This is a genomic window from Nonomuraea sp. NPDC005983, assembly GCF_040614375.1.
Classification (GTDB): Bacteria; Actinomycetota; Actinomycetes; order Streptosporangiales; family Streptosporangiaceae; genus Nonomuraea.
The window spans coordinates 17003-41611 of the sequence record NZ_JBEXUP010000080.1 but is presented as its reverse complement, the minus strand read 5'-3'; the positions used below and the strand labels follow the sequence as shown (position 1 = coordinate 41611).

Here is a 24609-nt window from a genome sequence, read left to right as displayed (position 1 = left end):
GTCGCGTGCGCCCTCGAGTACGGCGGGCTGACCCGGCTCCCCCGGCCGGACCGCGCGGTGCTCGCCGTCGTCGTGCCCATGGCGCCTTTGGCGGCCTGGCTGGCCCCCGCCCAGTTGCCCCGGGTGCTCGTGCTCGCCATCGTGGCCGTTGCGCTGGTCCCGGTGCTGGTCGGTGACGCGGCCGGCGGGCTGTCCCGGCTGTGCTTCGGCGTGCTCGGTGTGATCTGGTTCGCGCCGCTGATCGGCGTGGTCCTGCTCGGCCCGGCCGTCCTGGCGCTGTTCGCGGCGGTGTCGATCGCCGACATCGCCGCTTCGTTCGGCGGCCGGCTGCTGGGCGGGCCGCCCCTTTCCCCGCTGTCGCCGGCCAAGCGCTGGAGCGGGCTGCTGGCCGGGGCCGCCGCGGGCCTGGGCACGCTGGCCGTACTGGGTGCGCTCACGCCGCCCTTGGCCGTCGCGGTGACGGTCGGTGCGCCGCTGGGGGACCTGCTGGAGTCGATGGTCAAGCGAGGCGTCGAGGCCAAGGACTCAGCCTCCTGGCTGGCGGGCGCCGGTGGGCTGCTCGACCGGCTCGACTCCCTCCTGCTCGCCCTTCTGCTCGCCCTGCTGCTCAGCCGGTGAATCGCAGCTCGTCGCCGAGCCGACGGCGGTGCGCGCAGAGGCGGCGGCTGATCACCCGAGCCGGGTGAACCGCCGCCGCCCTGCCGTCATCGAACGACCACCGACAAGGGCGTGCTCCTGGTCGACCCGAGGGCGTTCACGAACTCCACCACGTACTCGTACTGCCCCGCCGGTCTGCCCGTGACGTCCAGCGATGCCTGCTGCGCCCCCGGCGTCGCGGCGACGAGGTCGCCCTGCGCCACCTGCTCGCCGTTCTCGAAGAAGCGGTACTGGGTGGCGTTGGTGCCCCACCACAGGTTGGCGCGGACGGTGAAGGTGCCGTCGTGGTCCCGGTTGTCGTCGCTGAGCGCAGGCACTCCGGGGCTCGCGTCCCGCACCGTGACCACGAGCGGATCGACGGTGCGCACGCCCTTCGAGTTGACCAGCTCACCGGTGTACACGTACGTGCCGTTCCGCCGCCCTGAGATCTCCACCGCGGCGTGCTGCGCCGCGGGCGAGCCCATCGTCAGCCGCGTGCTGCTGAGCGGCTTGCCGTTCTCGAAGAGGCGGAACTGGGTGGCGTTCTCGCCCCACCACAGGTCCATCGAGATCGTGTAGTCGCCGTCGAGCAGCCCGGTGTCCCACTTGTTGTTCGACGTGAGACGGGCGGTGGCCGGGATGGTCGTGGCTCCGTCGTTGACGGCGGTCACCGTCCACTGGTCGAAGTCGTAGACGACGGACGTGCCGTCGACCGTGGCGGTGAAGGTGGAGCCCAGCTTGTCCTGCTGCAGCCACGGCGTGTCGAACAACTTGAACGAGTCGTAGTCGATCGCCTTGCCGTTCACGAGATGGCTGGCGCCGGGCGCCTGCGACGCCGAGTCGAAGGTGATGTCGAGGTCGTCCCCGCTGAGGCTGTGGTAGACGAGCCGCGGATTGGCATCCTCGAGATGGCTCACGTCCATGCTGGTCGTACGGACCAGCGCGCTCGCGAACGCGTCGAGGTCGGCGTACGCGGAAGCGTCGGCCGTGTCCAGCACCCAGCCGTTCTTGTCGGCCTGGCTGCGCAGGATGTCGTAGCTGTAACTGAGGCCGGCGGTCGGGTGGGTCTGCGACGTCGTCTTCACCTTGTTCGCCGGGTCGTTCGGCGTCTGGTGGTGCCACGTTCCCGGCTTCGCCAGCTTGTAGGCGAAGTACATCGACCCGGCGTCGGCGACCGTCCATCCGTCGACCTCACGCCGTTCCCGAATCGACCCGGAGACGGGGAACAGCGCGTTGATGTAGTTCGAGGTCTGGTCGCCCGACGACTGGTAGACGCCCACCGCCGTGGGGCCGTTCTGCATCACCCGCTGGTTGGCGGGCTGGTTGTAGGTGCCGATCGGCGCGTTGCCCTGGTCGACCGACAGCCGGAAGAGCGGATTCGCGGCGTCGGAATGCCAGCGGAGCACGACGGGCAGGTCCTCGATCCAGTTGTCGACCCGGCGGTACTGGACCTCGGTGCCGAGACCCCAGGTGGGGCGGACGTAGCTCGTGCGGTAGATGTCCATCGCGCGTCCGCTCGAGTTCTGCAGGTTCGTCTTGTGCGAGGTGTAGGACTTGTCGGTCATCCTGCCGATCTGCACCGCGAGCTCGGGCGGCGAGTACGTCATCCCCTTCCAGGCGGCGAGGCCGGCGTACTCGAGGTTCGGGCGGTACGCCGCCGGCGCCGGGTTGTCCGATTCGCCGACCCCCTGCTGCGCGCGGTGGCCGCCGAAGTACGTCCAGGCGAACGTCGAGTGGTCGGCGGCCCGCCAGGTCGGATCGTTGGCCGCGTGGGCGTCGCCCTTGGCTCGGCTCTCCGACGAGATCATGTAGCCGTTGATCCAGTCGTTCGCCCATTCGAACCACATGACGTCCATCGCCATCTTCACCCGCTGACGGAGGTCGGCGTCGTCGGCCCACTGGTAGAGGGCGTTGAGGCAGAAGTACGTCATGAAGGTGTACTCAGGGCTCTGGTACTCCGCCCATCCGCGCCGGACGCCCGCGTTCACCATCTCGAGAATGTTGGCCTTGTTGATGCTCTTCAGCTGCGCCCCGGAGTTGCCGTTCAGGTCGGCGAGGTCGGGGAAGTACTGGCCGACGAGGTAGCCGGTGGCGTAGTTGCTCATCCGGAGGTTCTCGGTCTGCGCGAGCTTCTGATAGGCGTACGAGGCGAAGTAGCTCCGCACGTGCGCGAGCATGGCGGCGCTGAACTGATCTCCGACCATGAGGTACGAGTACATCTTCGCCATGGTCTTGTACTGCTCGTAGTCGTAGCTCTGGAAGAGGGTGTCGAGCTTGGCGAGGTTCGCCGCCACGTTCGCGTGGTCCGCGAGCTGCGCCGTGTACTGCGCCACGTTGACGGCGCCGCTCTCCTCCTTCATGGCCTTCGTCTTGTCCCACAGCCACTGCGTCCGGGTCTCGCGGGTGCCGGGGAACGGGGCGGGCGCCTCGGGCACGTACGGGCCGGTCGTGACGGTGAGCGGTGCGCTCGGCGGGCTGACGTTGCCGCTCGCGTCCTTGGCCCGCACCGTGAAGTCGTAGCTCGTCGCGGGCACCAGGCCGACCACGACCGCGGAGGTGGCGTTCCCACCGACGGACGCGGCCAGGTAGCCGTCGCGGTAGACGTCGTATGCCGTCACGCCGACGTCGTCGGTGGACGCCGTCCAGCTGAGCGAGACGCCGTTCGCGGACACGCCCGCGCGGGTGAGCGCCGTCGGCGCGGTCGGGGGCCCCGCGTCGGAGACGCTGCCCAGCTCGTAGATTCCGAGGTTGTCAATCGTGATCGCCTCGTCGGTGCCACCGGTGTCGACGCGTACCGAGAAGCCGAGCTCGACCGTCGAGATGACCCGCTGCCCGCCGTTGGGCACGATCGTGAAGCGGTACTGCGGGATGTCGGTCTCGTCGACGCGTGACAGGGCGCCGGAGGTGCCGGTGTAGGCGGAGGTGGTCGTGACGCTCACGGCCGGAACGGGAAACCGCGGCACCAGGTTGTTGTCGAAGTTGCCGAACTGGATCTGCGCGTAGATGTCCTTCGCGACCGGCTTGTCGCTGGCCGCGCTCCGCTTGAGGTCGTAGCGCAGCGCGAACTGCTGGGCGGGACTGCCGACCGGCTGGCTGTAGACGGCGTTGATGCGGTCTTTCAGCGCACCGGCGGACCACCGCTGGTAGAAGTAGCTCGAGAGGTTCGTGCCCTGGGCGGCGTCACGGAGTTCGACGGCGTTGTTCCCGCCCACGCTCACGATCTGCTGCGTGCCTCCCGACGCCGCGTTGGCCACGGTCAGCGAGCTCTTGCCGCTGTCGAACCCGGTGTCCATGTCCGCGGCGAGGAGGTTGGTCGGCGGGGGGTCGGCTGCCGCGGCGGCGGTTCCCTGTGGTGCCACGAGAAGCGCCGCGAGGCATAAGGAGGTCAGTGTCCCGGCCAGGATGGTCATGGCTCACCCTTTCGGTGGTGTACGGGCCGGCTACTTGACGGCCCCCGTCGCGAGGCCCTTGCTCCAGAAGGACTGCAGCGACAGGAACATCGCGACGACCGGCACGACCGAGATGAACGCGCCGGTGACGACGGTGCTGTAGCCGATGGGATAGCCCTGCAGTTCGCGCCAGCCGACGAGGCCGACGGTCACCGGTTGGAGGGTGGTGTCGGCGAGCATGAGCGAGGGCAGGAGGAAGTTCGTCCAGATCGCGACGAACTGGAACAGGAAGATCGTGACCATCGCGGGCGCCATGAGCCGGACGCCCATCGCGAAGATCCGCATTTCGCCCGCGCCGTCGATGCGGCCGGCCTCGAGCAGGGCGTCTGGTATCGACGACGCGGCGTAGATCCGGCTGAGGTATACGCCGAACGGGCTGACGATGCTCGGGATGAAGACGGCCCAGAAGGTGTTGACGGTTCCGGTGAAGCTGAACACGAGGTAGAGCGGGATGGCCAGCACGGGCGCGGGCAGGAGCACCGCGGCGAGCACGGTGCCGAAGACCGCCTCGCGTCCCGGGAAGGAGAACTTCGCGAGCGCGTACCCGCACATGGACGCCAGGAGCGTGGAGACGACTCCGCCGCCCACCGCGTACAGCAGCGAGTTGAGCAGCCAGCGCGAGTAGATGCCGCCCTGGGCCTGGAACAGGGTCTGGATGTTCTCCACCAGGGCGAAGCGCTCGCCGAACCAGAAGCCGTTGCCCGAGAAGATCTCTCCGCTGCCCTTGGTGGAGGAGACCACCAGCCACCACACCGGGAGCAGGAAGTACACGGCGAAGAGGATCATGACGGCCAGGACGAACGAGCGCGAGACCGGGCTCACCGTCGTGAGCGGATGCGCCCGCCGGGGGCGCCGCCGCCTCGGTGCCGGGGCGACGGGCGCTGTTCGTGGGCGCGATTGCAGTGCGGCGGTCATCAGTCGACTCTCCTGGCCGATGCGCGGAAGACGAGAACGGACAGCACGCAGATGATGGCGCCGAGCACCACGGACTGCGCGGCCGCGTAGTTGAAGTCGTTGGCCGAGAGCGAACGGACGGCGGCCATGATCGGGGTGTAGGTGGACGGCAGGTTCGGCGCCACGGACTTCATGGTGACCGGCTCGTTGTAGAGCTGGGACGTGCCGATGATGGAGAAGACGAGGGTGAGCAGCAGGGCCGGCCGGATCAGCGGGACCTTGATGAGCAGCGCGGCCTTCCAGCCGGAGCAGCCGTCGAGGGCGGCGGCCTCCATCGTCTCCTCGGGGATGGCCTGCAGGGCCGCGAAGATCAGAATCGTGTTGTAGCCGGTCCACGCCCAGGTCAGGATGTTCGCGATCGAGAACGGCAGGGCGCCGTCGGTGACGAAGCTGACGTCGACGCCGATCGAGGCGAAGAGCCGGGTGATGGGGCTCAGCGTGGGTGCGTACAGGAACGACCACACCAGGGCCGCGATCACGCCGGGCAGCCCGTAGGGGACGAAGTAGGCGACCCGGAAGAACTTGCGCCCCCTCGACACGGACGAGTCGATGAGCAGGGCGAGGACGAGCGCGACGCCGAGCATCACGGGCACCTGGATGACGCCGATGAAGCCCACCCGGCCCAAGGAGGCGATGAAGTCCCCGTCCTGGAACACCCGCACGTAGTTGCCGAGGCCCGCGAAGACGGTTTCGGCGCCGCCGAGGCCGAGGCCCGAGCGTTTCACCGCGAAGAAGCTCTGAACCACGGAGTACCCGGTGGGCACCAGGTAGACGACGACGAAGAGCAGGAGGAACGGCAGAACGAACGGCGCGGCTCGCCGGAGCTCGCGAAGCCGGCTCCGGCGCTGAATCGTCACAGGGGACACGGTGACCTTATCTGTCGAAGTACCGGCGCTACTTGCTGACGGAGAAGCCCTGGGCTTCGAGTGCGGAGACCGTGCCCTTCTGGGCGCCGCCCAGCGCGTCCTGGAAGGTCGCGCTCTTGGTGGGCACCTTGCCGAGGCCGTCGCCGAGCGCCGCGGCGGTGGTGGACATCACCGGGCCCCACCGCCAGTTCGGGTTCACCTTGCCCGACTCCGTGCGGAACAGCTGGTAGATGGGCTGGCCGCCGTAGTAGCTCTCCGGAGTGTCGAGCGCCGCGTTGGCGAGCCCGGAGGTGGACGCCGGAAGGATGGCCGCGGATTTGATCAGGTTCGACACGGACTTGTCGTCGGTCGACATCCACATGGCGAACTCGGTGGCCTCCTTGGGGTTCGCGCAGCCCTTCATGACGGCCGTGGCCGACCCGCCCGAGTTGCCGACGGCGTCTGTGCTGTCCCACCGGGGCATGGGCGCGACGGCCCACTTGCCCGCGGAGCCGGCGGCGTTGTCCCGGATGAGTGACGCCGACCAGACCGGACCGACCTCCGCCCAGACCTTGCCGCTGTTCCACGCGGAGTAGAGCGCCGCGTCGAAGGCCGGATAGGACGTGAGGAGATCCTGGTCGAAGAGCCCCTGCCAGTAGCCGGCGACCTTGCTGTTGGCGGCGCTGTCGAGGGAGACCGTCCAGGCGTCGCCGTTGACTCCGAACCAGGGAGCACCGCCCTGCCAGGCGAAACCGGCGTAGAGGTAGGGGTCGGTGGGCAGGTTCATGATGCGGGCCTTCGGGTCGGCGGCCTTCACCGCGGTGGCGGCCGTCCTGAACTCTTCCCAGGTCTTCGGAACCGTGATCTTCGCGGCGGTGAAGAGGTCGGAGCGGTAGAACATGCCCATCGGCGCGGTGTCGACCGGCACTCCGTAGGCGGCACCGTCGATGCCGACGTTGCCCCACACCCAGTCGGCGAACTCGGCCCGCTGTGCTTTGACGTACGGGCTGACGTCCTGCAGCATGCCGGCGGCGAGGAAGCTTGAGAACGTCTCGTAGCCGATCTGCGCCAGGCACGGAGCCGTGCCCGCCTTCGCGGCGGTGAACATCTTGTCGTAGCCGCCCGCGCCGCCGTTGGTGATGGCCTCGTACTTCACCTGGACGTCGGGGTGAGACTCGTTCCACAGCGAGACGGACTTCTCATAGCCCGAGGCCCAGCCCCAGAAAGTGATGTTCACCGGGCCGCCGGTGCTCGCCCCGGTGCTCGCCCCGGTGCTCGCCCCTGTGGTGCCGGAGCACCCCGTCAGCGCGATGCCGGTGGCGGCGATGGCTGCGGCCGCAGTGAGTCGCGCGTTTCGGTTGAGCATGACTTACCTCTCGACTGTTACTTGTACAGCGCGTCGCGTGTCGCTGGGGGCATGCACGGCTGGGCTTGCGGGACGCTCCTGTCGCCGTTGAGATCCTTCAGCGCGTTCCCGGGCGCGAGCTGCTACGGCTTCCGGGAGGTGATCACGGACTCACCGGCGGCGTGCCCGCCGACGAGCTGTGCGGGTCGGCGGGCTTGTGTTTCCCCTTTGCGACGATCAGGTTAATGCTGGGATACTTGCATACAAGCTTGCGGGCATGCAACGATCAATTTTGTGAGTCCCCATCAAGCGCGCGTCCCTGAGCCCACACCCGCCGGACGCGATCCGATGCTGTCCCCGGTCGTCCGAGACCGTGCGCGGGCACGGACATCCGATCGCGTCTACGACGAGTTGGTCTCCGGGATCCGCGAGCTGCGACTCGCCCCTGGAGCGTCCCTGTCCGAGACGGACCTGGCCGAGCGGCTGCACGTCAGTCGCACGCCGGTGCGCGAAGCCCTCGCGCGGCTCGTCGACGCGGGGCTCGTGCGGGTCGTGCCGCAGGTCGGCACCCGGGTCGGGTTGATCAGCCTGCGTGATGTGGAAGAGGCGCGCTTCGTCCGCGAGAATCTGGAGGTTGCGGCGTTCGAGGTGGTGTGCGCCGATCCGGCGCCGGACGTCACCGTGCTGCGCGAACTGCTCGAGCGGCAGGAGCACAGCTACCGCACGGAGAACTTCGACGCCTTCTTCGCGGCCGACGAGGCGCTGCACAGCGAGATCTTCTCGCTCAGCGGCTATCCGCGAGCCTGGCAGGCCGTCCAACGGATGAAGCTGCAGTTGGACCGGCTTCGGCGGCTCGCCCTGCCCGACTCCGCCGCGGTGCGCGAGCTGATCGACGAGCACAGACTGATCGTGGACGCGCTGGAGGCCGCTGATGTGTCAGCCGGCCGCGCCCTGATCAGCCGGCACGCCCGGCGCGCTCTCGAACTCGGCCCGGCGCTGCGCGCCAAGTACCCGGATTACTTCACGGACTGACCGCGACGTCAGGGAGACGCCGGGGACCGGCGTGCGCTGCGACGTGGGTCGCAGCGGCCTGCTCGCCGGTTGACAGTCCTTACCACGAACGGATCACCATGAGAATCATGCGTATCGGCACGCCCGGCGCCGAACGGCCCGTCGTCCTGCTCCCCGACGGCCGTCACCTCGACATCTCCGGGCTTACCGACGACATCGACGGCGATTTTCTCGCCGGTGACGGCCCGAGCCGGCTGCGCGACGCGGTCGCCGGGGGCAGGTTGCCGGAGATCGACGTCGTCGGCCGGCGCGTCGGCGCTCCCGTCGCCCGGCCCGGGGCGGTGCTCTGCATCGGCATGAACTACGCCGCGCACGCCGCCGAGTCGGGCTCCGACGCGCCGCGGTGGCCGGTCATCTTCTACAAGGCTCCCAACACGGTCGTCGGGCCGTACGACGAGGTGCTGCTGCCACGCGGGTCGGCGAAGACGGACTGGGAGGTCGAGCTCGCGGTCGTGATCGGGCGCCGCGCCCGGTACCTCGACTCCCCTGCCGACGCGCCGGCTCACGTCGGCGGCTACGCCATCTCCAACGACGTGTCCGAGCGAGCCCTGCAGCTGGAAACCAGCGGCGGGCAGTGGTCGAAGGGCAAGAGCTGCGAGACGTTCAATCCGCTCGGCCCCTGGCTGGTCACTCCCGACGAGATTCCCGACCCCCAGGCCCTCGGCTTGCGCTCGTGGGTCAACGGTGAGCCCCGGCAGGCGTCCGGCACCAAGGACATGATCTTCGACGTCGCCACGCTGATCTACGAACTCAGCCAGGTCACCGTCCTCGAACCGGGGGACGTCATCAACACCGGCACGCCCGAGGGTGTCGCGCTGTCCGGCCGTTTCCCCTACCTGATGGAAGGTGACGTCATGGATCTCGAGATCGACGGGCTGGGCCGGCAGCGGCAGCAGGTCGGGCAGGCATGACCATCCGTCTCTCCCTCGGCCACATCGACAAGTACGACTCCCGCGTCGCGACCTTCGCCCACCAGCTCGGACTCACCGGCGTGCAGCTGCACACCCCCGACCTGCTGCCCGGAGTCGACGGCTGCTGGAGCCTGGCCGAGTTGCGGGCCCTCCGGGAACGCTGCGACGCTGACGGGCTGGCGATCGACGGCCTGGAGAACGTCCCGCTCGCCCACTTCTGGAAGATCCAACGCGGGCTGCCCGGCCGGGACGAGCAGATCGAGAACTACCAGAGGACCATCCGCAACCTCGCCGCCGTCGGCATCGACCTGCTCGGCTACAACTTCCTCGCCACCTACGTCTGGCGCACCGACATGGCCGCGAGGGGACGCGGCGGCGCGAAGGTCACCGCCTTCGACCTGGCCGACGTGCACCGCGGCAACGCGCTCGCCGGGTACCGGCTGACCCCGGACCAGCCCGTGGACGAGCCGATCACGGCCGACCAGATGTGGGCCAACCACCAGTACTTCCTCGACGCTGTTCTGCCCGTCGCCGAGGAAGTCGGCGTGCGGCTCGCCCTGCACCCCGATGACCCACCCGTCGACGAGCCCCTGGGCGGCGTGGCCCGGATCTTCACCTCCCCGGCCGCCATCGGGCAGGCGCGCAAGCAGGCCGGCGGCAGTCCGTCATGGGGGCTGAACCTCTGCCTCGGAACGGTGTCGGAGATGGCCGGCGAGCAGAGCGTCAACGAGGTCATCGACCTCCTGGGGCCGGCCATCTTCTACGTCCACTTCCGGGACGTACGCGGTACCGTGCCGCGCTTCAGCGAGTGCTTCATCGGCGAGGGGAACTTCAACCCGGCACGGGTGATCCGCCGGCTCCACGACTCCGGATTCACCGGATTCCTCATCGACGACCACGTACCGGCGATGATCGGAGACCTGGACACCTGGGGCGACACGTCATCCGAGGCCTACTGCAGCCGAGGCCGGGCGCACGCGATCGGATACCTGCAGGGCGTCCTGAACGGCCTGGCGCTCGACGAGCCATCGGCGCTCGCGGATCGCGCCCGTTCGCCGCGTGGGTCCTGACGCCGGGCTAGAGCCTTTGCGGCTCCGGCTTCTCTGAGCCCCTGAGGATGAGCTGGGTGGGGAGCGTCCAGGTGGCGAACGCCCTGGTATCGCCGGTATCGCCGGTGTCGCCGTTCAGGCGACCGAGCACGATCTCGGCGGCCGTGCGCCCCATCAGCTCGACGTCCTGGCTGACCACCGACACCGGAGGGCTGCCGAGCAACGCCGTCTCGAAGTCGTCGAAGCCGACGAGGGGCAGCCGCCGGCCGGCCTTCTGGAACGCGAGCAACGCACCGATCGTCGAGCGGTTGTTGGCCGCGAAGACGGCGTCGGCCGAGTCGTCGCGGAGCACGACGCCGACCTCGTGCTCCGCCTGTTCCCTGGTGTGCGCCGTCGTGATCGTGAGCGAGCCGTCGACGCCGGACCCGGCCTCGGCGAGCGCGGCGGCGTATCCGGCGTGACGTTCGCGCATCGTGTAGATGTCGAGCGAGTCCCCGACGAAGGCGATGCGCCGCGCGCCGACGGAGGCGAGTGCGAGGGTGGCCTCGCGCGCCCCGCCCGCGTTGTCGGCGAGTACGGCGTCGGCAGCGGAGTACGGCACGGGCCGGTCGAGGAAGACCAGCGGAGGGATGGGCGCGGCGACGTCGGACCAGTCGCGGGCGGCGTTCCGCGGCGGCACCACGATCAAGCCGTCCACCCGCTGCTCCATGAGCCGATCGACCAGGCGGTCGTGCCGCAGCCCCTCCTCTTCGGAGCTGGCGATCGTGACGAGGTATCCGGCCGCGTCCGCCACGGTTTCGATGGCTCGGGCGAGCGTGGAGTAGTAGGGGTTGGCGAGGTCGCTGATGACCAGGCCGATGGTCTTGCTCGTCCGACCGGGCCGGATGCTCGCCGCGGAGAGGTTGCGCCGGTAGCCGAGCTTCACGATCGCCGCGCTGATGCGCTCCGCGAGGGTGGGATCGATGTTCGTTTCCCCGTTGACGTGACGCGAGACGGTCTTCAGGCTGACTCGCGCCTCGTGAGCGACGTCCTTCATCGTGGGGTTGCGTAGCACCTGGTCTCTCCAGTCGACGACTGTTACCGCCCGGTCGTGCTCTGCCGCGCCACCGTGCCCGGCGGGCAGGTGCAGTGTAGTTCCGGCGGCGCGGCTGGTGTCCTGCTTCGTTCAGCGGGCCAGTCTGACGACCCGCACCCCGCCCGCGGGAACCGTGATCTTTCCCTCGTGCACGGACCCGTCCAGCAGGTCGGCTCCCGACCCCGCAACGGTGGTCTCGGAGTCGCCGTGGTTGATGAGGAAGACGTAGTCGTGATCGGCCGAGCGGCGCGTCACGACCTCGAGTCCGCCGTCTGTCGGTGTCGTCGTCGCGATCGCCCCCAGCAGACGCGCGCGGGCGTCGGCGGGCAGCTCCACGCCCACGTACCAGGCCTCCCCCGCGCCTCGGGCCGCGCGCGTGATCGCCGGCGCGCCCGCGAAGTCGCCGCTGAGGTACCGGGCCTCGGCCATCGCATCCGTCAGATCGATCTCCTCGTGCCAGGTCGAGACCCGGGCGGGCCCCGTGACCCCGTCGATCTCCACGGAGTGCGCCTCCACCATGGGCGCGAACTCCTCCACGCGCACCCCGAGCAGCTCGCGGAACGCGCCGGGGTAACCGCCGAGCCGCACCTGGTCGAGCGGGTCGACGATGCCGGAGAAGTAGGTGACGATCACGGTCGCCCCCGCCTCTGCCGCGGCGGCGATGGCTGCCGCGTCGCGGTCGGAGACCAGGTAGAGCATGGGCACGACGATCAGCCGGTAACCCGACAGGTCGGCCGACGGCGGCAGGACGTCGACGGTGACGCCCGCGTCCCGCAGACTCCGGTACCACGTGAGGGCGGAGTCGGTGTACGACAGGCCGTTGTGCGGATGCGACTCTCGCTCGGCCGCCCACCACGACTCCTCGGAGAACAGCAACGCGCACTCCGCGACCACCCGGGTTCCGAGTACTTCGGCACAGGAGCTGAGCTCCGCGCCGAGCGCCGTCACCTCCCGGAACTTCCGGCTGTCGGCACCGGCGTGCGGGAGCATCGCGGAGTGAAAGCGCTCGGCGCCCGCCTTGGCGGCCCGCCACTGGAAGAAGCAGATCCCGTCCGACCCGCGGGCGACGTGGGAGAACACGTCCCGCCGGAGTTGCCCGGGGCGCTTCGCGGGGTTGACAGGGCGCCAGCTCGTGGCACTGGTGGCCGTCTCCATGAGCAGCCACGGCCTGCCTTTCGACAGGCCGCGTGCCCGGTCGGCCGAGAACGACAGCTCAACGTGGGCGTCGGGCGTCGGCCGTAGGTAGTGGTCGCTCGCGATGAGGTCCAGGTCGTCGGTCCACGAGCTGTAGTCCATGTTCTTTCCGGCGTCGAAGAGCACCAGGTTCGTGGTGATCGGCACGTCCGGGGTGACCCGCCGTAGCACGGCGCTCTCCGCTCGCAGCTGCTCGCGCAGCTGGTCGGAGCTGAACCGGTCGAAGTCCAGCACCTGGGTGGGGTTCGAGTCGGTGAACGTGACCCGCGGAGGCTGGATCTCCTCCCACGCCGAGTAGGTCTGGCTCCACGCGGCGGTCGTCCACGCGGCGTTCAACTCGTCGATCGAGCCCCGGTACCGCTTCTTCAACCAGGCCCGGAAGGCCGCGGCGCTGGCGTCGTCGTAGCACCGCGAATTGTGGCCGCCGAGCTCGTTGGAGACGTGCCACAGCGCGAGTGCGGGGTGCTCGCCGTAGCGCTCCGCCATCCTCTCCACCAGCGCGAGCGAGTGCTCGCGATAGACCTGCGACGATGGTGACCAGGCCTGGCGTCCGCCCTGCGCCATCGTCCGCCCGTGTCGATCGACGGGCAGCACCTCCGGAAACCGGGTGGTCAGCCACGGCGGAGGCGACGCGGTGGCCGTGGCGAGATCGACGGCGATGTCGTTGGCGTGCAGCAGGTCGAGCACGCGGTCGAGCCATCCGAAGTTCCATCGATCAGGCGCCGGTTGCAGCGTCGACCAGGCGAAGACGCCGACCGTGACGAGGTTGACGCCGGCCTCGCGCATCAACCGCGCGTCCTCGTGCCACACGCTCTCGTCCCACTGCTCGGGGTTGTAGTCGCCGCCGAAGGCCACGGGTTCGCCGCCGAACCGGGCCACGACGTTGGCGGGCCACCGAATCCACTCTGCCGTCACGAACTCTTCTCCTCACTGCCCGACGAACGAGCACCCACGCGAAGACCGCCCTGCCGGCCAGCGGTATGCCTGATCCGGGACGACAGACTAGCGGCTTGAGACAACGTTGTTTAGAGTGATTTCGCGCAACCGGCTCACAGCCCGTCCCGGCACGACAGTTGCGGCGATCGTTCAACGACAATGCCCACCGCGGCTGACCCCCAGCGCCGTTCACGGCGCGGAGCCCGTGGACGACATCGAGGGAGTGCAGCGTGGCCGAGTTCGACGGCAAGGTCGCCATCGTCACTGGTGGTCTCAGCGGTATTGGACGCGCGACAGCCCAAGTACTGTCGGCGCGCGGCGCGACGGTCGTGGCCGCCGGTGTGCCGCCGAAACGTGACCCCGAAGCGCCGCTTCCAGGTGTCGAGCACGTCGACGTCGACGTCACCGACGAGAGCGCCACCGCGCAACTCGTCGCACACGTCGCCGCCGCACACGAAGGCCTCGACATCGTCGTCGCCGCCGCCGGAATCCAGCGCTACGGCACGGCGGCGGAGACCAGCGCCGACGAGTGGAACGAGGTGCTCGCCGTCAACGTGACCGGCGCCTTCCACACCGTCAAACACGCGCTGCCCCACCTGCGCGCTCGCGGAGCGGGGTCGATCGTGCTGGTCTCCTCCGTCCAAGCCTTCGTCACGCAGAGCGCCGTCGCCGCCTACACCACCAGCAAAGGCGCGCTCAACGCACTCGCCCGATCGATCGCGATCGACGAGGCGAAGAACGGGGTCAGAGTCAACACCGTCTGTCCCGCGTCGGTGGACACCCCGATGCTGCGGTTCTCGGCCCGCACCTTCTCCGACGGCAGCGACGAAGCCACGCAGGCACTGGTCGAGTCCTGGGGACGCATGCACCCGCTGGGACGGGTGGCGCGACCGGATGAGGTCGCCGAAGCGGTCGCCTTCCTGGCCAGTGACCGCGCCAGCTTCATCACCGGCATCGCGCTCCCCGTCGACGGCGGACTGCTGGCCAACGCCGCGGTGGTGCTTCCCGAATGATGACAGCTGAGGTTGCGATTCCCGGCCAGGCCCGAGTCGGCGAAGGACCGGTGTGGGACGCCGAGCTCGGCCGCCTGCACTGGGTCGACATCCCCGCCGGACACATCCACACCAGCGACCCGGCCACCGGTGAGACCGCCAGGATCGAGCTGCCGACGCTCGTCGGCGCCGCGCTCCCCCGACGCGGCGGAGGGTTCGTCGCCGCTACCGCCGAAGGGTTCGCGACCGTCGAATCCGACGGATCGCTGACCATCCGGCGCGCGATCCTGCCCGACGGCGAGCGCATGAACGACGCGAAGTGCGACAGGCACGGACGGCTGTGGGCCGGCAGCACCACGATGGACTTCCAACCCGGCAAAGGCGCTCTGCACGTCCTCATGCCGGACTGGACGAGCCGCGTCGTCCTGGACGATCTGGCCCTGCCCAACGGGCTCGACTGGAGCCCCGACGGACGCACCTTCTACCTCGCCGACAGCATCGCCGGCGAGATCTCGGCGTTCGACACCGATCCCGGGTCCACCAGGATCAGTCGTCGACGCACGCTGTTCCGCATCCCCGCGCACACCGGCATGCCGGACGGACTGACCGTCGACGCGGCAGGGTGCCTGTGGGTCGCGGTGTGGGGCGGCGACCGCCTGGCACGGATCTCCCCGGACGGAGACCTGCTCGGCGAGGTCCCGATGCCCGTGCACCAGCCGTCGTCCTGCGCGTTCGGCGGTTCCCGCCTCGACGTTCTGTACGTCACGTCGGCCCGTGAAGGGCTCGACCTCTCCGGCGACGACCCCGCCGGGTCGGTCTTCGCCATCGACCAGGTGGGCGCCGTGGGCACGCCGTCGACGGCGTTCGCCGGATGAGCGGGACGCTTCGCGCCCAAGCAGGGTGACCTCGGATCACGGTCCCTCCAGGAGAACGGGCACCGCCGCCGCTGCGGACATGCGGCGCACGCAGCAGGCACGATCTTGCCAAAAACCGGGCGGCTAATTACGGTCAAGACCGATAACCAATTGAATTGGAGGATCCGTGCGCTTCATCATCGCCGCCTTACTGCTGCTCATACCGCTAGCAACTCCGGTCCAGGCCGAATCCGCCACACCCCCAACTGGCTGCGGCTTCCAGGCACTCGGGACGATGCCGCTGACCGGAGCGACCACCGCCGGCGCCGCGCTCGACGGCGACCGTCTCTACACCGTCACCTCCAGCGCGTCCGGCCCCGCGCTGCTGGGCGTCCGCGACGCGCGCGACGGTAGCCTGATCGCCGAGCGTCCGCTTCCCCTCGCGCTCGGCTCGTGGGCAGTGACCATCGCCCCCGACCACTCCGTCTACGTCGGCTCCTACAACGCCACCGGCGGCGCCATGGGCCGGCTGTTCCGGTACGAGCCCGCCGCCGACCGGGTGACCGAGATCGGCATGGCCGCTCCCGGCGAGACCTTCGTCTGGACGGTCGCAGCCGCCCCGGACGGCAGCGCGATCTACGCGGGCACCTCGCCCAATGGCAAGCTCGTCCGCTACGACACGGCTACGCGCACCCTGACCGACCTCGGCAGCCCGGTCCCGGGCGAGCTGTACGTGCGCGACCTCGCGGTCGGCGAGGACGGAACCATCTACGTCGGCACCGGCGCGCGCTGGGGCAGGATCGCGGTCATGCGCCCGGACGGCACCCTGATCAAGACGCTCGACTCACCGGTGCAGGACGCGAGCTGGGCCTACGACCTGGACGTGGTGGGCCACCGGCTGATGGTGCGCTACACCACCTCGACCGGCACGAACCCGATGGGAGTCTACGACCTGACCACCGGACGCTGGGAGATCGTGCCGGACGTGGACAGCCTCTCCGTCGGTGGCGGCGCGCACGGCCACCAGGTCTATCTGGTCCAGAACGACGAGCTCGTCGTCTACGACCTCAAGTCCGGAAGCATCGCGAAGACGGGCTTCACCGACCTCGGCGGTGGCGCCGCCCGCCCGCTCGGCTGGCTACCGGGCGACGACGACCACATCCTGGTCGGCACCGCATCGACCGGCCTCATGTGGCAGTACGACCGCAAGACCGGCAAGGGCCGGCTGTTCGACTCCACGCTCACCGGCCAGCCGGTCAGTATCCGCTCCATGGGCAACGGCCCCGACGGCCGCGTCTACGCCGGTGGCTTCTTCACCGGCGGCCTGGCCTCCTTCGACCCGGCGACCGGCGAGAAGCAGTTCTGGCCGAACGTGGGGCAGAGCGAGGGCATCACCACCCATCGCGGCAAGCTCTACCTGGGCGTCTACCCCGGGGCCCGGATCTACGAGTTCGCTGACGGCGAGGCGAAGCTGCTGCTCAGCCTGACCGAGCAGCAGCAGGACCGCCCGTTCGCGATGATCTCGGCGGGCGACTGGCTGGCCTTCGGCACCGTACCCAAGGCCGGTAGTGTCGGCGGCGTGCTCGGCTTGCTCAACCCGGCCACCGGCGAGAAGGTGATCAAGCGGAATCTCGTCCCCGACCAGTCGATCATCGCCCTGGCGTACCGAGATGGGGTGATCTACGGGACGACCTCCGCCTTCGGCGGCATCGGCGCCCCGCGCGGCGGCGACGCCAAGGTCTTCGCCTACGACATCGCAACAGACAGGCTGCTCTGGCTGACCGAGCCGGTCGCGGGCGACCTGGCGCTGGGCGCCATCACCTTCGACGACCAGGGCAAGCTGTGGGGCCTGACCCCGGACGCGCTCTTCGAGATGGACCCGGCCACCGGACAGACGCTCCGCTCTGTCAAGCACCAGACCTACCAGTGGTCCACGGTGACCGGGGTGTTCCTGGACGCCAACCTCGAGTTCCACCAGGGCTACCTGTGGGGCAAGACGCAGGCCAAGGCATTCAAGATCGACCGGGCGGCCATGAGGTTGTCCGTGATCGCCCGGCCGATCTCCATCCTGCTCAAGGGCGCCGACGGGCACCTGTACCTGTCGCGCTTCGAGAACTTCTACACCTACCGGGTCTGCTGATACCTGAACAGCGTCGAACCCTCTGCGAAGTAGACGTCACCTGACCTGTGCACCGCGAGCTGGTGCACAGGTCCTTCCTTCAGTACGGCGTGCCGCCCGGTCAGCGGGTTGAGCGTGAACACCTCCTTGCCGGCGTGCGCGCCGTACAACTGGAAGTCCTTGTTGTTGAAGGCCAGCTGACCGCTCGCGCTCGCACTCTCTGAGAGCCTCACCCGCTGGGTCACCCTCCGCGCCGCGGTGTTGACCGCGAACACCTCGCCGCCGGCGATTCCCCACAGCCTGCCGATCGCGTCGAAGGTGAGCGCGGGGATGGCGGGCTTACCCGGCGCGGGCGTCATCTCCCACAGCAGCCGGTTGTCCCGGACGGACCAGGCGAACAGCTTGGCCTCCGGCTGCGTGGGCGGTGTGGCGGACTGGCCGCTGTAGATCGAGGTTCCGCCGTACAGGATGCCGTCGCGGTAGGCGAGCGAGACGATCGACTGGTCCTTGATCACGTTGCGCTGGCTGTGCTTGAGCGTGCTGGTCTCCGGGTCCCAGATGGCCAGGACGCCGCCGAGGTGGCCGAGGTCGGGCATGGTGCCGACGGCCAGGTAGCGGCCGGCCGAGACGATGGCGCGGGGCCTGATCTGCTTGTCGGCCGCGAAGTCGACGAGCCTGGCCGGGTTGGGGGCAGGGCCAGGCTCCGGGCTGGGCGAGTACTCGGTGCTGTTCCACGGCAGCTTCGGGTCGTAGGAGTAGACCCGGGCCTCGGGGTAGGCGCCAACGTACAGTTTGCCGTCGTGCGTGGTCATGTCCTCGCTCTGCGAGAACGTATGGAACTCCTCGACCTTGCCCGTGGTGGCGTTGATCCCGGCGAAGCCGCCGTTGAGGAAGCCGCCCGCGTACATGCGGCCGTCCGGCCCCTCGGACAGAGCGGTCACGTCGATCGGCTCGCCCTTGACGCCTGTCTGGACGAACGACCTCGCGCCGGTCTGCGGGTTGTAGCGGAACATCAGGCCGCGCCAGAGCAGGCCCACGACGCTCATGCCCGGATAGTCGGGCAGGCCCAGCCTGGCCCAGCCGATGCCGCGGGTGTTGGCCACGCGGCCCGTGATGGGCAGACCCGTCGGCGTGATGGTCTTGGTCCTGGGGTCATAGCGGATCAACTCGCCCGCCTTCACCAGGTAGACCCGTCCCTCCTCGTCCGGAGGCGACACGTCCAGGCCGTGGGCCGCGTCCAGCTTGTCCACCCAGGCGCCCGCCGCGATGTCCCACACGTGCAGCGGGCCAGGAGAAGCCCCGCCGAGCCTGACATAGAGGTAACCGGCGGCGGCGTTGACGTCATAGGCCCACTTGCCCGTGGTGTCCTCGGGCGGGGCGGGCAGTTCCCTGACCATCCCGCTCACCGCGTCCACCTCGAACACCTTGGCGGGCGCCTCCGTCCCGGCGTAGATCTTGCCGTTCGTGTAGGAGACGCTGCGGATGTAGGCGTGCGACGACGACAGCCTGCCGTAGTCGCGCACGCCGGTCGCCGGGTCATAACCGAACAGCCGACCGCCTGGCGAGGTGCCGCCGTAGACGGTGGCGCCCTCTCCTGCGGCCAGCGACCAGATGAAGGTCTCGGAGGGGATCGGGTTGCCGAGATCCTTGACGCCGCCCTGGTCCGTCCAGCGGAACAGGCGGCTGCCGCCGTACGTCCCGACGTAGACGCTGCCGTCGGGCGCAGCCTCCACAGCCCAGGAGCCGCCCGCACCCGGCAGGTCGTAACGAGCCGCCTCGGCGCCGGTGACGGGGTCGACGGCGTTGAGGTGAGCGGGCGCGCCCGACGAGGCCCCCCACAGCACGGTGGCGCCGCTGGGACCCGGCGCGACCGTGCCGCCGATCAGGAGGACGTCCCGGAGGGGAACGCCGAGCTCTTCGATCGCGCCTCTGGCGGCACCGGCGGCGCTCGCCGGTGCCGCCGGTGCCGCCAGGGCCAGCACGGCAGCGGCCGCCACCCCGGCCGCGAAGATTCTTCTCATTAAGGTCATGACCGGAAACCTAGGAATCGCTCCCGTTGGCGTCAAGGGTAAATTACGGACGAGGCCGAAATTTGAGGCCTCGTGCGTCTGCTCCTCTTATCCCTGCTCTTACTGCCGTTTCTCGCCACTCCCGCCCAGGCGGCAGGTGAGGTGGAGGCGGCCCCAAGTGGTGTTGGCATAGCCCTTGGGGTTCCACAACGTCGCCGGTGATTCGGGCTGCGTGGTGCCCGCCGAGTCCCAGGCGCGGGCGACGATGTCCGCCTCGCCCTCGGACAGGACGACGGTGGTGCGCCAGTACTGCCAGGCCCAGGGCCCTACCGGCGTGTCCAGCCTCGCCTGGGTCCAGGTGCGCCCGGCGTCCAGGGAGACGTCCACTCGCGCGACGCTGCGACCGTCGCCCGCGAGCGCGTAGCCGGTGATCTCGACCGGTCCGGGAGGCACGCGGGAGCCGTGCTCCGGGCGCAGGATGTCGCAGGTGAGGGCGAGCGGCCCGAGGGAGATGCCGGACCCCGGGCCGCACCGGGACGGGTCGGCGCCGGGAGGCAGCATGCGGTACGCCACGGCCTGGAAGTAGTTGTCCGAGGGTTCGGCCCGGGCGGTGATGCGTTCGAGCCACTTCACGCTGCGGGCGCCGATCCAGCCCGGCACGATCACGCGCAGCGGGCCCCCGTGGGCCGCGGGCAGCGGGCGGCCGTTCATCGCCCACGCCAGCAGCACCTCGCCCGCGGTGGCCTTGGCCATCGGGATGGAGCCGCCGAAGGGCTGGGGCGGGTCCGTCTCCTGCGCCACGTCCGGCGCCGCGAAGCAGACGTGCGCGACCTCGGCACGTGGCCCTGCCTCGGCAAGCACGTCGGCGAGGCTCGCACCGATCCAGGAAGCCGTGGAGATGGCACCGGACCCCCAGGGATCCTCGCCTGGAATGTCACGAACCTGGATCAGCTCGGCACGGCGGTTGCCCGCGCATTGCAGCGTCGCGATCACCTCCCGTTCCGGGAAGCGGGAGCGCAACTCCTGCAGCGAGAGTCGCAACGGCCGCTCGACCAGCCCGTCCACTACCAGCCGCCAGGTGGCCGCGTCTATCTGGGGGATCTGGCCGTGGTTGCGGCTGTAGAAAGCGTCCAGAGGCGTGAGCATCTGCTCCGCCAGGGCGCAGGTGGGCGGCTCGGCGTTGAACGGCTCCTCTTCATGGACGAGCATGCCGTCCCTCTTGTTCCATTTCGTCATGCTTGCCGGTTACCCGAGAGGGGGGCGCGCGAACCCGGCGTGACCAGCGCCGATGCGGTTCAGCGCTGGTCGGCGCAGAGCGCCCAGCCGCCCCGGCCAGGCGTCACGCTCAGCCAAGGGCACGGTTGACGGCCGCGACGTACCGATAGAAGGCCTTCGTGCGGTTGGCGGGGTTTTCGATCCAGGCGCGATTCAGCTTCCCTCCGGCAAAGAACAGCTCCCGCTGGCCACGGCTGATCTCCAGCTGCACGCCCATGCCTCTGCGGTTTCTGTTCGCGATGTTGCGGGGGCTGTCACCACCGATCTCCTCAGGCACGGACGCCGAGACAGGGAACCCGGCAGCGCGTAGCCCGGCAGTCACCTTTTTGATCAACGTCGTGTCTCGTCCGCCCACATAGGTGGTGACAGCAGTGCCTGCCGCGGCGTGCCAAGAGACGGTGTAGTCGACCGCCGCCACCACCTTGAGCGCCCTGGGTTCATCGAAGTGCGTGGAGGTGATGTGCAGATCGCTGTTGTCCGCAGCCTTGATGCCTTCGAACGAGGAGTAGGCGTACCTGCGGCCCGCGGCCTGGTCAGCGAGCTGCGACGTCGGCGCCTCAATGGCGCCGCCGTGGATGGCGATGTGCGCCACCTTCGCTCCACGGGGGACGCGCTGAACACGGCGATAGTCTCTGCCTTCGACCTCATGGGCGGAGAGGCCGGCGTAGTTTGCGTAGACATCGCGCACGCTCGCGGGCTCCGCGGACACTGCGTGCGCTGTGGGGGCGAGGCCCATCACGAGCAGGTTCGCGACGACGGCGGCCAGGATTGTCTTCACATGACACCTTTCGACGATTCTTGATCGCCATCATGCCGCCTACTCGTGATCTCCATTCCTGGAGCCGCGTCGGCCCGCCCTCAACGCACGCGGCCGGCGTCGTGTGACCCCGAGGCGAGGTCCGCCTCGTCCAGGTCGTCGCACAGTTGGCGACGCAGGGTGTCGTTGACCCAGCTCTCTCACGTCGCCGGTGAGCAGCCGCGGTCGCGGACGAAGGTGACGTACAGACCGGGGCTGAGCAGGCCGTACAGCAGGTCGGCCGCCAGCTCCGCGGACAGGCCGGGGCGGGCGCCAGGTTTGGTGACGAGGGCCCGCGCGGCGGCGGAGTGCACCGTGACGCGCGGATCCTCCTCGTTCGGCCACATCGCGGCGATCTCAGGATCCATGGTGGCGGCGGTCTCGACGACCCTGGCGATGGAGGCGAACCGGTCGAGGATCCGCCGGGTGCCGTGGACGTGTCGGCGTAGCTGGTCCGTGGCCGTCTCGGCGGCGCACGCCGCGCGGAACCAGGGACGGTCCATGGTGGCGACCGGCTCGTCGTCGCCGGCGATGGTCGTGTCGACCAGCTCTTTCAGCAGCGTGCGCTGACCTCCACCCTGTCCAAGGAGAAGCTCGAACCCAAGCTGCCCTGGACGGCCGACTTCTCCGCCGGCACCGTCCGCTTCATCGGGCTCGCCGAGCTGGCCGGCGCGCTCGGGCTCGTCCTGCCCGCCGCCACCGGGATCGCCCCGATCCTCAGCCCTCTGGCGGCGTCCGGCCTGGCCCTGATGATGGTGCTGGCCGCGCTGACCCACCTGCGGCGTAAGGAGCCCGCCGCGATCGTGCTCAACGTGGTGCTGTTCTTCGCGGCGGCGGTCATCGCGTGGGGCCGATTCGGCCCCTACGCCGGGTAAGCAGCGGCTTCGTCCCTCGCTGTCGGGATCTGGCCGTCGAAGGTGGGCACCGGATCGTCCGCAGGTGTCGCGCGATCCGTCGCCCGGTCTCCTGAGTACACTCAAGCGCCGTGCACACTGACGTACGGTCGCATGGACGACGGCCCCGTGACGGTCACCAAGACCGACGACTCCACCTCTGACGCCGCCTGGCTGCCGCTGGCCGGGCTCTCCGACGCGATGCTGTCCCCGCCGGCGATCGACGGCCTGGCGCTCCTACGATCAGGTGCAGGGCCGCAGGGCCCGTCGGCTGGACCGGCAGGCGGACGGCACCAACGGACGCTGCCCGATTTGCTAGGGTGATCTTCGTTCTGTGCCGATGCGCCGAGGAGACTACATGACGACGGAAAGCGCCTCGAACATCCCGCTCGGTGCACCCACCGCCGCGCGTATGTACGACGAGGCGCTGGGCGGCAAGGATCACTTCGAGGTCGACAGGGCGGCCAACGCGAAGCTGTACAAGGTGATCGGCGAAGACCGGGTGCGCTCCACCGCCATGGAGAATCGCCGGTTCCTCGGGCGCGCGGTACGATATCTGTCGAGGGAGTGCGGCATCCGCCAGTTCCTCGATGTCGGCTCCGGGCTGCCGACCGCCCGTAACACCCACCAGATCGCCAAGGAGGCCGACCCCGGCTCCCGGGTCGTCTACGTCGACATCGATCCGATCGTCGCCGTGCACGGCAGGGCGTTGCTGGCCGACGACTCCACCCGGATCGTCACCGCGGACATGCGCCGGCCCGAGACCATCCTGGACGACGCCCAGGTCAACGAGTTCCTCGACTTCAGCCAGCCGATCGCGGTTCTGTTCGTCGCGGTGTTCCACTTCGTCACCCCGGCCGAGGACCCCGCCAGGATCGTGGCGGCCTTCCGCGAACGGCAGGCCCCGGGTTCGTACGTCGCGATCTCGCACCTGACCACCGACGGAATGTCGGAGAAGGAGCAGGAGGGATGGTATGCCGGGTTCGCCGGTGCGACTGTGCCTCTCGCGCTCAGGAGCAAAAAGGAAATCCACCACCTTTTCGACGGCTATGACCTCGTCGACCCCGGCCTGGTGCGCCCCTACGACTGGCACCCGAACGATGACGACTCGCCCCGCACCAACTCCCTGTTCGGCGGCGTCGGCCGAGTCGCACACCCCTCCTGAAGCCCGGAGCGCGAAGAGCGTCACTGGCGTTGCGAGTCCGGTTGTTGAGGGCCCTGCTCGGATTTGGCCAGAAACGGCGATCGGCCCAGGATGACGATCCCCACGACGAGCGCGACCAGGCCCACGACCTCGCCCACCAGAGCCTGAGGATCCACGCGCAGGCGCTCCCTGAAGATCGCGACTCCCAGCACGATACCGATGATCGGCTCTGTCGCGGTGGCGGTCGGCAGCGAGATCCGCAGCGGGGCGGCGTCGAACGCGCTCTGGTTCAGCCAGATGCCGGTCACCGCGATCACCGGAAGCGTGTACAGATACCACGAGCCGAACAGGGCACGCGGCCCATGCTCGAGTGTGAGCAGGGAGCCACGCGTCAGGGCGTCCTGCAGCCCATACAGCGCGCCGGCGGCCGCTGCCAGCAACATCGCCTTCGTCTTCAGGCCGGTCCGAAGCGCCAGCACAACCAGCACGCCCGCCAGCGCCAGCACACCCGCCGCCGCCATCCAGGCCACGGCGGCGGGTCCTGACAGGTCGCCACCGTGCGGCTGCCCGGACGCCAGGAAGACCGCCACCCCGCCACTGACCAGTACGGCTCCGAGCCACTCCGCGCGGCCCAGGAACTCCTGGTAGCGGACGGCCGCCAGCGCGAGAGCGAAGATGAGATTCGTAGCCAGGAGCGGCGCGACCTGCGTGACATTGGCCTCCTGCAGCGCCAGCGAGGCAAGGATCTGGCCACCTACCATCGCGCCGATGCCGAAGAGCCACAGCGGCTTGCGCGCCAGATGCAGCAACAGGCTCACGTGCAGCACCTCGCCGAGCGGTTCGGCGTAGGCCGCATGCTGTTGGGCCACGAATCCAAGCCCGAGCAGGGCGGCCGCCATGAGGACGAGCACCTCAGTGGCGATCATGAAGTCCCTCGGCGCGGGATGCCGTCAATCATGATCTATCAACTCTTCTCACGAGGTTCGCCTGCCCAATACCCGGCCGCCCGGAGACATCCTCAAGGCAGGTCAATAACACCGTCATCTCTCGCCCACAACCTCG

General features: G+C 69.3%; 20 protein-coding genes. 10 read left to right on the top strand and 10 right to left on the bottom strand.

The window, feature by feature from the left end; all coding sequences use genetic code 11:
* A partial coding sequence (locus tag ABZ297_RS29710) for a phosphatidate cytidylyltransferase (RefSeq protein ID WP_355352567.1) occupies window positions 1-618 on the top strand: 618 nt, incomplete at its 5' end.
* A gap of 86 nt (window positions 619-704) precedes the next feature.
* On the opposite strand, the gene ABZ297_RS29705 is transcribed toward ABZ297_RS29710, so the two are convergent.
* The 4 genes from ABZ297_RS29705 to ABZ297_RS29690 form a co-directional block, all read right to left on the bottom strand.
* Window positions 705-4046, bottom strand: coding sequence for a chitinase N-terminal domain-containing protein (locus ABZ297_RS29705; protein WP_355352564.1), 3342 nt, complete (start codon window positions 4044-4046; stop codon window positions 705-707).
* A 30-nt stretch (window positions 4047-4076) separates the two neighbouring features.
* Window positions 4077-4907, bottom strand: coding sequence for a carbohydrate ABC transporter permease (locus ABZ297_RS29700; RefSeq protein WP_355352561.1), 831 nt, complete (start codon window positions 4905-4907; stop codon window positions 4077-4079).
* A 92-nt stretch (window positions 4908-4999) separates the two neighbouring features.
* The gene (locus ABZ297_RS29695; RefSeq protein ID WP_355352558.1) at window positions 5000-5896 is read right to left on the bottom strand and encodes a sugar ABC transporter permease; all 897 of its coding nucleotides are present in this window, start codon (window positions 5894-5896) and stop codon (window positions 5000-5002) included.
* A 37-nt stretch (window positions 5897-5933) separates the two neighbouring features.
* A complete protein-coding gene (locus ABZ297_RS29690) occupies window positions 5934-7250 on the bottom strand; it encodes an extracellular solute-binding protein (protein ID WP_355352555.1) in 1317 nt (438 codons plus the stop codon).
* 273 nt (window positions 7251-7523) lie between these two features.
* On the opposite strand from ABZ297_RS29690, the gene ABZ297_RS29685 reads away from it, so the two are divergent.
* The 3 genes from ABZ297_RS29685 to ABZ297_RS29675 all read left to right on the top strand — a co-directional run bounded on the left by ABZ297_RS29685 (window position 7524) and on the right by ABZ297_RS29675 (window position 10281).
* On the top strand, window positions 7524-8261 hold the full coding sequence (locus ABZ297_RS29685) for a GntR family transcriptional regulator (RefSeq protein WP_355352552.1): 738 nt from the start codon (window positions 7524-7526) through the stop codon (window positions 8259-8261).
* 107 nt (window positions 8262-8368) lie between these two features.
* Complete coding sequence (locus ABZ297_RS29680) at window positions 8369-9211, top strand: fumarylacetoacetate hydrolase family protein (protein WP_355352549.1); 843 nt, start codon at window positions 8369-8371, stop codon at window positions 9209-9211.
* Window positions 9208-10281 (top strand): mannonate dehydratase, encoded by a 1074-nt coding sequence (locus tag ABZ297_RS29675; RefSeq protein WP_355352545.1) that lies wholly within the window; start codon window positions 9208-9210, stop codon window positions 10279-10281. Before ABZ297_RS29680 ends, ABZ297_RS29675 begins: the two co-directional genes overlap by 4 nt.
* A gap of 7 nt (window positions 10282-10288) precedes the next feature.
* Here the strand turns inward: ABZ297_RS29675 and ABZ297_RS29670 are convergent, their stop codons facing one another.
* Together ABZ297_RS29670 and ABZ297_RS29665 are read right to left on the bottom strand one after the other, a co-directional pair.
* Window positions 10289-11296, bottom strand: a complete 1008-nt coding sequence (locus tag ABZ297_RS29670) for a LacI family DNA-binding transcriptional regulator (RefSeq protein ID WP_355352542.1) — start codon at window positions 11294-11296, stop codon at window positions 10289-10291.
* A gap of 129 nt (window positions 11297-11425) precedes the next feature.
* Window positions 11426-13444 (bottom strand): beta-galactosidase, encoded by a 2019-nt coding sequence (locus ABZ297_RS29665; RefSeq protein ID WP_355352539.1) that lies wholly within the window; start codon window positions 13442-13444, stop codon window positions 11426-11428.
* 251 nt (window positions 13445-13695) lie between these two features.
* Here ABZ297_RS29665 and ABZ297_RS29660 point away from each other — a divergent pair, with 251 nt between their 5' ends.
* From ABZ297_RS29660 to ABZ297_RS29650, 3 genes are all read left to right on the top strand, one after another.
* Complete coding sequence (locus ABZ297_RS29660; protein ID WP_355352536.1) at window positions 13696-14478, top strand: SDR family oxidoreductase; 783 nt, start codon at window positions 13696-13698, stop codon at window positions 14476-14478.
* Window positions 14478-15332 carry an SMP-30/gluconolactonase/LRE family protein gene (locus ABZ297_RS29655; RefSeq protein WP_355352533.1) on the top strand — a complete coding sequence of 285 codons (855 nt, stop codon included), beginning with the start codon at window positions 14478-14480 and terminating at the stop codon, window positions 15330-15332. Before ABZ297_RS29660 ends, ABZ297_RS29655 begins: the two co-directional genes overlap by 1 nt.
* A 166-nt stretch (window positions 15333-15498) precedes the next feature.
* Window positions 15499-17451, top strand: coding sequence for a hypothetical protein (locus ABZ297_RS29650; protein WP_355352530.1), 1953 nt, complete (start codon window positions 15499-15501; stop codon window positions 17449-17451).
* Here the strand turns inward: ABZ297_RS29650 and ABZ297_RS29645 are convergent.
* The 3 genes from ABZ297_RS29645 to ABZ297_RS29635 form a co-directional block, all read right to left on the bottom strand.
* Window positions 17436-19460, bottom strand: coding sequence for a hypothetical protein (locus ABZ297_RS29645; protein ID WP_355352527.1), 2025 nt, complete (start codon window positions 19458-19460; stop codon window positions 17436-17438). The two genes, ABZ297_RS29650 and ABZ297_RS29645, sit on opposite strands and share 16 nt — an antisense overlap.
* A 99-nt stretch (window positions 19461-19559) precedes the next feature.
* Window positions 19560-20675 (bottom strand): sulfite oxidase, encoded by a 1116-nt coding sequence (locus ABZ297_RS29640; RefSeq protein ID WP_355352524.1) that lies wholly within the window; start codon window positions 20673-20675, stop codon window positions 19560-19562.
* A gap of 109 nt (window positions 20676-20784) precedes the next feature.
* The gene (locus ABZ297_RS29635) at window positions 20785-21492 is read right to left on the bottom strand and encodes a poly-gamma-glutamate hydrolase family protein (RefSeq protein WP_355352521.1); all 708 of its coding nucleotides are present in this window, start codon (window positions 21490-21492) and stop codon (window positions 20785-20787) included.
* Between the two features lie 467 nt (window positions 21493-21959).
* Here ABZ297_RS29635 and ABZ297_RS29630 point away from each other — a divergent pair, with 467 nt between their 5' ends.
* The 3 genes from ABZ297_RS29630 (at window position 21960) to ABZ297_RS29620 (ending at window position 23568) form a co-directional block, all read left to right on the top strand.
* Complete coding sequence (locus tag ABZ297_RS29630; RefSeq protein WP_355352570.1) at window positions 21960-22385, top strand: DoxX family protein; 426 nt, start codon at window positions 21960-21962, stop codon at window positions 22383-22385.
* Window positions 22386-22517: 132 nt separating this feature from the next.
* A complete protein-coding gene (locus ABZ297_RS29625) occupies window positions 22518-22727 on the top strand; it encodes a hypothetical protein (RefSeq protein WP_355352518.1) in 210 nt (69 codons plus the stop codon).
* Window positions 22728-22761: 34 nt separating this feature from the next.
* On the top strand, window positions 22762-23568 hold the full coding sequence (locus ABZ297_RS29620) for an SAM-dependent methyltransferase (RefSeq protein ID WP_355352515.1): 807 nt from the start codon (window positions 22762-22764) through the stop codon (window positions 23566-23568).
* Between the two features lie 20 nt (window positions 23569-23588).
* On the opposite strand, the gene ABZ297_RS29615 is transcribed toward ABZ297_RS29620, so the two are convergent.
* The gene (locus ABZ297_RS29615; RefSeq protein WP_355352513.1) at window positions 23589-24473 is read right to left on the bottom strand and encodes a DMT family transporter; all 885 of its coding nucleotides are present in this window, start codon (window positions 24471-24473) and stop codon (window positions 23589-23591) included.
* Window positions 24474-24609: the final 136 nt, after the last annotated feature.